This is a genomic window from Allobosea sp. CER48, from assembly GCF_044752385.1.
In the GTDB taxonomy this organism is placed as follows: Bacteria; Pseudomonadota; Alphaproteobacteria; order Rhizobiales; family Beijerinckiaceae; genus Allobosea.
Genome location: NZ_JBIWYK010000071.1, coordinates 1 through 9,805 on the forward strand (window position 1 = coordinate 1; position 9,805 = coordinate 9,805).

Consider the following 9,805-nt stretch of genomic DNA (forward strand, 5'->3'; position numbering starts at 1 on the left):
GATGCCTTCTTCCGCTCCTTCTATGCGCGCTTTTCGGTGTCGCCCGCACTCGCGAAGCTGAAGCAGGAACTCGATCCCGAAGGCTTCGGCAGCTTCATGCCGCATGTCTCGCTGCTGTACGGGCCGGTCGAGCCGACGGCGAAGGCCGCCGCCATCGCGGAGGTGAACACCCGGCTCGCCGGTCGCACGATCCGCTTCGACCGGATCGGGATCGTGACCTCCGGGCAGGACATCCCGATCGCGGACTGGCGCGTCGTCGCGAGCATCGGGCTGCGCGCGGCCTGATCGACGGCCCTAGTCGCCGGTCAGCTCGCGATTGCGCCGGCTCATCTCGTCGCTGTAGCGCTTGATGGCATGCGCCTCGCTGAGGATGCCGACGAGACGGCGGCTGTCGCGATCGGCGACGACCGGCAGCGCCTCGCTCTCCGATTCGTCGAACAGCTTCAGCGTGTCGCGCACGGAGGTGTCTGCCAGCAGCATCCGGTCGGGATTGTGCAGGAGATGGCGCACGGTGCGCGGGGCGGGCTCGGCCGCCGCCTGCTCGTCCAGTGCCGGATCGGGCTCGTAGAGCGCGCCGGGCGGCACCATGCCGGCATAGGCGTCGCCGGGGCCGACGGCGACGAGGTAGTTGGTCGAGCCCGGGGGATATTTCAGCCGCGCTTCCGCGATCGTCGCATCGGCGGGGATCTTCGGCACCTCGAGACGCATCATGCTGCCGGCGGTGAGATCCCGCATCCAGCCGACGTCATGGGCGCCGCGGATGCTCTCGCCGCGCAGGTGGAAGCGCCAGGTCGCAAAGGAGAAGCCGAAGAGCCGGCGCGTGACCAGCGAGGCCGCGCCGGCGGCGCCGACTACGGCGAGCGTCAGCTTGAGGTCGCCGGTCATCTCGAGCGCGAGCAGCGCCATGGTCATCGGGCCGCCGACGATCGAGACGGCGAGCGAGCTCATGCCGACCAGGGCGAAGAGCGTCTCATGCCCGGCGAGGTTCGGGAAGGCGAGCGTCAGCACGCCGATGAAGAGCCGCCCGGTCAGCACGCCCAGCAGGAGCGAGGCGAAGAACAGGCCGCCGCGGAAGCCGGAACCGATCGAGATCGAGGACGCCAGCGCCTTCGCGACCAGAACCAGGGCGAAGAGCGCGAGATCGGTGTCGATCCCGAGATAGAGGTTGATGGCCCCGTGACCGGCGGAGAAAACCGACGGGCTCCAGATTGCGAGGGCACCGACGAGGAGGCCGCCGAAGGCCGGCCGCAGCCAGGTCGGGATCCGCGAGCGGCGGAAGCCGGCCTCGACGAAGGCGGCGGCACGCATGACGACGATGCCCGCGAGCCCGCATGCCGCGCCGAGCATGACGACGAGCGGCAGGTCGGAGACGATGATCGGCCCGATCGGCGGCACCTCGACGGCAAGCAGCGAAGGCGCGAGCAGGCTGTGCGTCACCGTCGCCATGAAGGTCGCCGCCATCACCGGCACGAAGACCGCGATCGAATAGCTGCCGAGGATCAGCTCGAAGGCATAGAATGCGCCCGTCAGCGGCGCATCGAAGGCGGCGCCGATCGCGCCACCGGCGGCGCAACCGACCATCAGCCGCATATCCGCGCGGCGCAGGCGCAGGCGCCGGCCGATATGGGAGGCGAGCCCGCTGGCGGCCTGGGTATAGCCGGCTTCGAGCCCGACCGAGCCGCCTGCGCCGCTGGAGCCCATCGTCTGGAGCGCGACGAAGACGCTGTCGCGCAGCGACATCCGGCCGCCATGCAGCGCATTGGCCTCGATCGGGTCGATCGGCTGCTTGCGCCGGCGGAAGAACAGCCAGGACGCGACGCCAATGGCGAGGCCGCCCGCGACCGGGCCCAGGAGTGCCCGCCAGGCCGGGATCGTCGTGGTGATCGAGAGGCGCTGGCCGTGCTCCAGTCCGAAGATGAGTTCGTGCAGCAGTTGCGTGGTGAATGACATCGCCAGCACGATCAGCCCGGCGAGGACGCCGACCAGCGAAGCCAGCGCGACGAGGCCGATCTCGCTGGAGCGAATGAGCGCGCGCCAGCCTTGCGGCGCATCGCCCGCCCCGGCCGGTGCTTCGGAGGCTTTCACGGTGATCACGGCAAGGCCCGTCAGGCTCGTTCGTCACGTTCGCCCGCGGTCGCATATCGCCGCGGCCAGAACAAGACGCGCAGCCGATGCCGTGAATGCGCCTGCCGCGGGGCGGCTGCGAGTATCCCCGGGAACAAGCAGTCCTCGTCCCGGGAGCGAGCGCAGCAGCGCCTCACGATGAGCGCCGGCGGGATTGCGCGTATTACGCGATCGGCACCGAGAGCCCAGTCTTGACTCGGTCCATGGCGACGAAGGTCCGAAACTTGCGGATGTTGGGGTTGGCGAAGAATAGCCGCCGCGTCAGGGCCTCATAGGCCCCCATGCTCGGCACCAGCACCACCAGCATGAAATCGACTTCGCCGGTGACGTAATAGCACTGCTGCACCTCTGGCGCCGCGAGAAAGGCCGTCTTGGCCGCATCGATATCGATGGCGGTCTCGCTGACCAGTTCGATCTCGACGAAGAGCGTGATCGGGTGGCCGAGCGCCGCGGGATCCACCACCGCGACATTGGCGCGGATCACGCCACTCGCCTCCATCCGGCGGATGCGCCGTTGCACGGCCGGGGCGGACAGGTTCACACGCTCGCCGATCACCCGCTGCGGCGTGGTGTTGTCCTGCTGGAGGATGGCAAGGATCGCACGATCGAAGGAATCGAGGTCGTAGGCGGCGGGCGCGGGCATGAAGCATCCTGCGAAACAAACTTGCGTCGAGACGGCGCAAATCCAGCGCCTTTTTCGCCCGCCTTGCAATATCTCTTCAGCAATCAGCTCGCGAGGTTGCCATGTTCCTGCTCAACCATCATCCAGACTACCGCTCCGCGCTGCACCCCGACGATGTCGCCACGCTTGGGCCCGCCGGGGCGGATGCGATAGAGGCGCATCTGGCACAGCGCCGGAACCACGTTCCGACCCCGCTGCACAGCCTGCCCGGCCTCGCCGCCGCGCTCGGGATCGGCGCCCTCTTCATCAAGGATGAAGGCCAGCGCCTCGGCCTCGGCAGCTTCAAGGCACTCGGCGGCGCGTATGCGGTGATCCGGCTGGCCCTCGAAGCGGCCTCCGCGAAGCTCGGTCGCCCGCTGAACGAAGCCGAGATGAACGATCCTGCCGTTTGCGACGTCGCCGCGCAGATGACCTTCGCCTGCGCGACCGACGGCAATCACGGCCGCTCTGTAGCCCAGGGCGCGCAGTTGCTGGGCGCCAGGGCGGTGATCTTCGTCCATGGCGGTGTCAGCGACGAACGGGTCGCGGCCATCGCCCGCTTCGGCGCGGAGATGGTGCGGGTCTCCGGCACCTATGACGATTCCGTCGTCGAAGCCGCGCGCGTCGCCACCGAACGCGGCTGGACCATCGTCTCCGATACCTCCTGGGACGGTTATGAGCGCATCCCCGGGCTGGTGATGCAGGGCTACACGGCCATTGCACGCGAGGGCTTGGTGCAAATGCCGGCGCGGCCGACCCATGTCTTCGTGCAGGCGGGCGTCGGCGGCATCGCGGCCGCGCTCGCCGCCCAGATGCAGACGCGCTTCGGCGCGGAGCGGCCGTTCTTCACCGTCGTCGAGCCATCGCGCGCGGCGTGCGTCTTCGAGGCGGCGCGGCAGGGCCGGCCGGTCAAGATCGCCCATGGCGCACCGACGGTGATGGCGATGCTCGAATGCTACGATCCCTCGCCGCTGGCGCTGCGCGTGCTCTATCGCGCCGCCGATGCCTTCCTGACGGCCGAGGATTCGGATGCCGTCGAGGCGATGAACCGCCTCGCCCGTCCGGCGGCCGGCGATCCGGCCATCGTTGCCGGCGAAAGCGGCGCGGCTGGCCTGGCCGGGCTCCTTGCCGCGCTCCGCAACCCGGAGACGCGTGCCGCGCTGAAGCTCGACACCTCCTCGCGCGTCTTCCTGGTCAACACCGAGGGCGCCACCGACCCGGCGCGCTATGCCGAGCTGGTCGGGCTCGAAGCGGCCGAGGTCGCGGCATGAGCCTCTCGCCCGGCAGCGAGCGGCTGACACTCCATTCGCAAAGCCATTCGCCCTATGCGCGCAAGACCATCGTCTTCGCGCATGAGGCCGGCATCGCCGACCGCCTCGCCATCATCGATCAGGAAACCAGCCCGACCAACCGCAACCCGGCCGTCTTCGCGGTCAATCCGCTCGGCAAGGTGCCGGTGCTGATCACGCCGGAAGCGGGGGCGATCTTCGATTCGCTGGTGATCTGCGACTATCTGGACGGCCTGCATGGCGGCCCGCGGCTCATCCCTTCCACCGGGCCGGAACGCTGGCACGCCCTGCGCCTGCATGCCGTCGCGCAAGGCCTGTGCGATGCCGGCATTGCGCTGCGCTGGGAGACGCAGCGCCGGCCCGAGCCCCTGCGCTACCCGCCGCTCCAGGCGGGGCAGACGGCGAAGCTCGTCGAGTCCTATGACCTGCTGGAAGCGCAGGCACCGTTCGATGGACCGATCGGTATCGGACAGATCGGGCTGGCCACGGCGCTGGCCTGGCTCGCATTCCGGGTGCTGCCGGATTTCCGCATCGGACGCCCCCGGCTGACGCGCTGGTACGACGCCTTCTCGCAGCGGCCATCGATGCGCGCGACGGCCTATCACGGCGAGACACAGGACGGCCCGGCAGCCATCGCCATTGCCGGATGAGCGGCTGACGTCGTAGCAGGGGCCGCGGCCCGCTCCGGCCGTGCCGGAGATCGCGCATGAAGCTTCGTCCCGATACGCTCGCGATGACCGCCGTCCTCGCCATGCTGACGGCGCTCGGCCCGCTCTCGACCGATTTCTACCTGCCCTCGCTGCCCGAGATCGCACGCGTGATGCAGACGGACGTCGCCGGCGCGCAGGCTACGCTCTCCTCCTTCCTGTTCGGCTTCGCCGCCGGCCAGATATTCTGGGGGCCGCTCTCCGACAGGCTGGGCCGCAAGCCGATCCTGCTCGCCGGGCTCGGGCTGTTTTCGGTGGCGACGCTGGCCTGTGCCTTCGCGCCCTCGATCGAGGCCCTGACCCTGGCGCGAGCCCTGCAGGCGCTCGGCGCATCCGGGCCGATCGTGCTCGGCCGCGCGATGGTGCGGGACCTCTATGACGGCGTGCGCGCCGGGCGCGAGCTCGCGCGGATGGGCATGTTCATGGGGCTGGTGCCAGCGGTCGCGCCGGTGATCGGTGGCGTGCTGCAGACCGCCTTCGGCTGGCGCTCGACCTTCCTGGCCTCGCTCGCCTTCGGCTTCGCCCTGATCCTCGTCATTGTCACGGTCATGCCGGAGACGCTGCGTGCCCGCTCCCCGCAACCGCTCTCGCCGATCGCGATCTTCCGGGGATTCGGCGTGCTGCTGCGCAACCGCGCCTTCCGCGTCTATGTCGCGCTGACGGCGCTGGCCTATGCAGGCCTGTTCGCCTTCATATCCGGCTCGTCCTTCGTGCTGATCGGCATATACGGGCTGACGCCGGTGCAGTTCGGCTTCTCCTTCGGCTTCGGCGTGCTCGGTTTCATCCTCGGGACGATCCTCGCGCAACGCCTTGTCGGACGGCGCGGCATGGACATCGTGATCGGCATCGGCGTCGCCTGCCTGGCCGGCGGCGGGCTCGCCATGCTGGTCTGCGTGCTCACCGGCCTCGGCGGAGCTGCCGGCGTCGTCGTGCCGATGGCGCTCTACGCCTGCGGCGTCGGGCTGACCATGCCGCAGGCCCAGGCCTCGGCGATGATGCCGTTTCCGGACCGGGCCGGGGCGGCCTCATCCTTCAACGGCCTGTGCCAGATGCTGCTGTCGGCCTGTGTCGGGCTGCTCGTCGGCCATATGCTCAGGGACGCGGCGCTGCCGCTGCCCCTGGTGATGTCCGCGCTCGGCGTCGCCGCCCTGGTGCTGTTCCATGCGACACACGCCATCCGGGCGACGAAGGCCTAGGCGTCAGCCGCCGAAGAGCCGCTCGAAGAAGTTGCGCTCCTGTGGCGCCGGCCTGACCCAGGCCCGGTCAGATCCGGCAGGCTGGGCCGGCGCCGGAGCGCCGGCATCCGCTACCGGCGCGCCGTCCAGGATCGTCTTCGGCGCGCCCTGCCAGAGGCCGCCCGGCAGCGGAATGGGCTGAGCGCCGGCATGCGCCGCCTTCATGTACTTGCCCCAGATCTCGCCGGGCAGGCCGGCACCTGTGACGCGCTTCATCTTCGAGTTGTCGTCGTTGCCGACCCAGACGGCCGTCACGAGCTTGGCCGTGAAGCCGACGAACCACGCGTCGCCGTAATCCTGCGTCGTCCCCGATTTGCCGCCGACCTGCCAGCCCGGGATGTTGAACTTGCTGCCCGTGCCACCGTTCATCACGCCGTTGAACATCGTGTCCATCATCGCGAGGTGCTGCGGCTGGATGACCTGGCCGAGGCCCGCGGCCTTGCGGGCATAGACGACCTTGCCACTGGTCTGGCGCACCTCGCGGATGACATAGGGCAGGACCGACTGGCCGCCATTGGCGAAGGTCGCGTAGGCAGCGGTCATCTCCAGCGGCGTCACCTCCGAGGTGCCGAGCGCCAGCGACAGGTTCGGCTGCAATGCCGAGGAGATGCCGAGGCGCTGGGCGGTGCGGACGACTTCCTTGGGCGTCACCTCTTGGATCAGCCGAGCGGACACCGTGTTGAGCGAATGCTGCATCGCAGTCGCCAGCGTCACCGGGCCGCGGAAAGTGCGCGAATAGTTCTCGGGTTCCCAGCCCTTGATCGAGACCGGCGAGTCGTCGCGGATCGTGTCCGGCGTCATGCCCTTCTCGATCGCCGTCAGATAGACGAAGGGCTTGAAGGAAGAGCCCGGCTGGCGCCGCGCCGCGGTCGCGCGGTTGAACTGGCTCTTGGTGTAGTCGCGCCCGCCGATCAGGGCGCGGATCGCACCGTCCGGCGCCAGCGACACCACCGCCCCTTGCGAGGCGTTGAGCTTCGACCCTTGCGCCGAGAGCGCGTCGACCAGGATCGTCTCGGCCGAGCTCTGCAGCTTGGTGTCGAGGGTGGTGAGCACAGTGACGTCGCCCTCGACCGCGCCGATGAAGTCGTCGAGCACGTCCATGACATAGTCGGCGGCGTAGTTGACCGAGCCGGCACCGACCCGCTCGGGCACCTCGGCCGGCGTGGTCAGCGCCGTCTTGGCCGCCGCCTGTGTGATGAAGCCCTGATCGGTCATGGCGGCGATCACGAGTTGCGCCCGCTTCTCGGCCAGATCTGGATTACGGTTCGGCGCCAGCCGCGACGGGGCCTGAACGAGGCCGGCCAGCATCGCCGCCTCGGCGATCGTCACCGAGCGCGCCGACTTGTTGAAGTAGCGCTGCGCCGCCGCCTCGACGCCGTAGGCGCCCGAGCCGAAATAGACGCGGTTGAGATAGAGCTCGAGGATCTGGTCCTTGGTGTAGGTCCGCTCCAGCCAGAGCGCCAGGATCGCCTCCTGGATCTTGCGGGCCGCCGTGCGCTCCTGCGTCAGAAACAGGTTCTTGGCGAGCTGCTGGGTCAGGGTCGAGCCGCCCTGCGCCACGCCACGGCCGCGCAGGTTGGTGACGAGCGCGCGGGAGATGCCGATCGGGTCGATGCCGAAATGCTCGTAGAAGCGGCGGTCCTCGATCGCGACGAAGGCCTTCGGCAGATAGGGCGGGATCTCGCCGATGGTGACGGTGCGCCCGCCGGTCTCGCCGCGATTGGCGAGGAGCGAGCCGTCGGCAGCGAGGATGGCGATGTTCGGTGGCCGCTTCGGCACGGTGAGCTGGTCGATCGGCGGCAGCTGCGAGGCGTGATAGGCGATGAAGCCGCCGAGCCCGATGGCGCACCACAGGCCGAGCACCATCGTCCAGTAGAACAGGCCGCCCAGCAGCGAACGCCGCCGCCGGCCGCGGCGCTTGCCTCCGCCTCCGCCGCTGCGCTTGTTGCGCACGGGCTGGCTGCGCGGCTGCGGACGCGGCGCAGCGCGATGGCGATGGAGCGGGCGATCGTCGTCAGAAAGGCGCATGTCGAAATCGTCGCGGCTCGCGCCGCTCTCTTCATCGAAGGACGGCTCGCGCCGCTCGCCCCGTTTGATCCGGTCGTTCATCCTGTCCCGTTCGGCCGACACGCCGCCTTGGAATGCGGTCAAGTCTCTGGGGATTCAAACATGGCGCTTTTAAGGGACGGTTAAGGGTGCACTGCGGCGCCGAGGACACACCTGTCGCGAGAACGTGATCGAACTTGCAGTCACGCAAACGAAAACATCATCAATCGGGATATTGCGCAAAATCAAGCTGCTCGCCTAGAAGGCGGAACTGGAAACGCCCTGCTTCATTTGCCTTTCGATATCGACAGCGAAGGACCTCCGCATGCAGTCTCTGAATTCGCTCAGCCGCTACGCGCCCTATGCCCTCGGGCTACTGCGCATCTTCGCCGCGCTGAGCTTCATCTCGCACGGCACGCAGAAGCTGTTCGGCTTCCCGGTTCCCCCGTCCTGGGGCATGCCTGCCGCGATGACGCTGCCCTGGATCGCGGGCGTTCTGGAGGTCGTGGGCGGCACGCTCGTGCTCGTCGGCTTCCTGACCCGTCCCGCCGCCTTCGTCCTGTCAGGCATGATGGCCGTCGCCTACTGGATGGCCCATGGCCCGAAGAGCTTCTACCCGCTGCTGAACGGCGGCGAGCCGGCGATGCTGTTCTGCTTCATCTTCCTCTACATCGCCGCGGCGGGCCCCGGCGCCTTCGCCATCGAATCCCGCAAGGGCTGACGGCCGGCGAGGCCCGCCCAAAGGGACGGGCCTTTTTTTCATGCCGAGGCAACGGTATCAGACCGCGGCCGAGATCCAGCGCGAAAGATCGCTCTTGGGTGCAGCGCCGACCTTCTGCGAGGCGAGCTTTCCGTCCTTGAACAGCATCAGCGTCGGGATCGAGCGGATGCCGAACTGGGCCGGAATCTGCTGATTCTCGTCGACGTTCATCTTGACGATCTTGACCTTGCCGTTCAGCTCCGTCGCGATCTCCTCAAGGGCTGGGCCGATCATGCGGCAGGGGCCGCACCATTCCGCCCAGAAATCGACCACGACGGGCTCGGAGGAATTCAGGACATCGGCCTCGAAGCTCTGATCGGTTACCTTGCTCGTTGCCATGACTGGCTGCCTTTCGGTTTTTCAACGGGCGGCAGAGCCACCCTTCGCCAGCGAAGCTATGAACGCCCGCCCCTCCGGTCAAGGCGCGTGCACTGCAGGGCAGAGGCGAGACGGGCGCGTCACGACCCGCTTGAAACCAGGCTCGCCCCGACATTGATCGCCATCGCCAGGATCGAGGTGTTGAAGACGAAGGCGAGGATCGAATGCAGCAGCACGACGCCGCGCGCCTCGCGCGTGGTCACGCCGACGTCCGAGGTCTGCGAGGTGCAGCCGATCGTGTAGGAGAAGTACAGGAAATCGACATAGTCCGGATCGCTCTCGCCCGGAAAGTCGAGACAGGGTTCCTTCTTGCCGCCGCGGTAATAGACGCCGGCGTAATGCAGCGTGAAGAAGGCGTGCAGCAGCGCCCATGAACACAGGATCGTGACACCGCCAAGCGCCAGATGAAGCCCGCGCTCTGCAGCAGGCACCGCGGCGATGCCGGTGAGTTGCACCACGATGGCCACAAGGCTCGTGCTCGCGGCCAGGCAGGCGATGATCAGGATCGCGAAGGCACCCTCGTCCTGGCGCTCGGCCCGCGCACGGATCTCGTCGACCGTTTCCGAGAACATGGTCGAGGCGAGCAGGCCGAGATAGAGCACCGT

General features: G+C 68.3%; 9 protein-coding genes and 1 pseudogene. 5 read left to right on the plus strand and 5 right to left on the minus strand.

Annotation, left to right across the window (positions count from 1 at the left end; genetic code table 11):
- Positions 1 to 285: pseudogene (locus ACIPIA_RS04790) on the plus strand (haloacid dehalogenase); the annotation flags it as partial.
- A 9-nt stretch (positions 286 to 294) separates the two neighbouring features.
- Here ACIPIA_RS04790 and ACIPIA_RS04795 read toward each other — a convergent pair.
- Both ACIPIA_RS04795 and ACIPIA_RS04800 read right to left on the minus strand, forming a co-directional pair.
- Positions 295 to 2,085 carry a chloride channel protein gene (locus ACIPIA_RS04795; protein WP_400507193.1) on the minus strand — a complete coding sequence of 597 codons (1,791 nt, stop codon included), beginning with the start codon at positions 2,083 to 2,085 and terminating at the stop codon, positions 295 to 297.
- A gap of 202 nt (positions 2,086 to 2,287) precedes the next feature.
- Positions 2,288 to 2,767, minus strand: coding sequence for an Lrp/AsnC family transcriptional regulator (locus tag ACIPIA_RS04800; RefSeq protein WP_400507194.1), 480 nt, complete (start codon positions 2,765 to 2,767; stop codon positions 2,288 to 2,290).
- 101 nt (positions 2,768 to 2,868) lie between these two features.
- On the opposite strand from ACIPIA_RS04800, the gene ACIPIA_RS04805 reads away from it, so the two are divergent.
- The 3 genes from ACIPIA_RS04805 to ACIPIA_RS04815 are packed head-to-tail and all read left to right on the plus strand — an operon-like array spanning position 2,869 to position 5,977.
- The gene (locus tag ACIPIA_RS04805; protein ID WP_400507196.1) at positions 2,869 to 4,056 is read left to right on the plus strand and encodes a diaminopropionate ammonia-lyase; all 1,188 of its coding nucleotides are present in this window, start codon (positions 2,869 to 2,871) and stop codon (positions 4,054 to 4,056) included.
- Positions 4,053 to 4,724 (plus strand): glutathione S-transferase family protein, encoded by a 672-nt coding sequence (locus ACIPIA_RS04810; protein WP_465246952.1) that lies wholly within the window; start codon positions 4,053 to 4,055, stop codon positions 4,722 to 4,724. Before ACIPIA_RS04805 ends, ACIPIA_RS04810 begins: the two co-directional genes overlap by 4 nt.
- Positions 4,725 to 4,780: 56 nt before the next feature.
- The gene (locus ACIPIA_RS04815) at positions 4,781 to 5,977 is read left to right on the plus strand and encodes a multidrug effflux MFS transporter (RefSeq protein ID WP_400507198.1); all 1,197 of its coding nucleotides are present in this window, start codon (positions 4,781 to 4,783) and stop codon (positions 5,975 to 5,977) included.
- 3 nt (positions 5,978 to 5,980) lie between these two features.
- Here the strand turns inward: ACIPIA_RS04815 and ACIPIA_RS04820 are convergent, their stop codons facing one another.
- Positions 5,981 to 8,125, minus strand: coding sequence for a transglycosylase domain-containing protein (locus ACIPIA_RS04820; RefSeq protein ID WP_400507200.1), 2,145 nt, complete (start codon positions 8,123 to 8,125; stop codon positions 5,981 to 5,983).
- A 262-nt stretch (positions 8,126 to 8,387) separates the two neighbouring features.
- Between ACIPIA_RS04820 and ACIPIA_RS04825 the strand changes: the two genes are divergently transcribed.
- On the plus strand, positions 8,388 to 8,783 hold the full coding sequence (locus tag ACIPIA_RS04825; RefSeq protein ID WP_400507202.1) for a DoxX family protein: 396 nt from the start codon (positions 8,388 to 8,390) through the stop codon (positions 8,781 to 8,783).
- Positions 8,784 to 8,840: 57 nt separating this feature from the next.
- On the opposite strand, the gene trxA is transcribed toward ACIPIA_RS04825, so the two are convergent.
- Both trxA and ACIPIA_RS04835 read right to left on the minus strand, forming a co-directional pair.
- Positions 8,841 to 9,161, minus strand: coding sequence for a thioredoxin (trxA, locus tag ACIPIA_RS04830; protein WP_400507203.1), 321 nt, complete (start codon positions 9,159 to 9,161; stop codon positions 8,841 to 8,843).
- Positions 9,162 to 9,280: 119 nt separating this feature from the next.
- On the minus strand, positions 9,281 to 9,805 hold a 525-nt coding region (locus ACIPIA_RS04835; RefSeq protein WP_400507205.1), incomplete at its 5' end, for a DUF1345 domain-containing protein.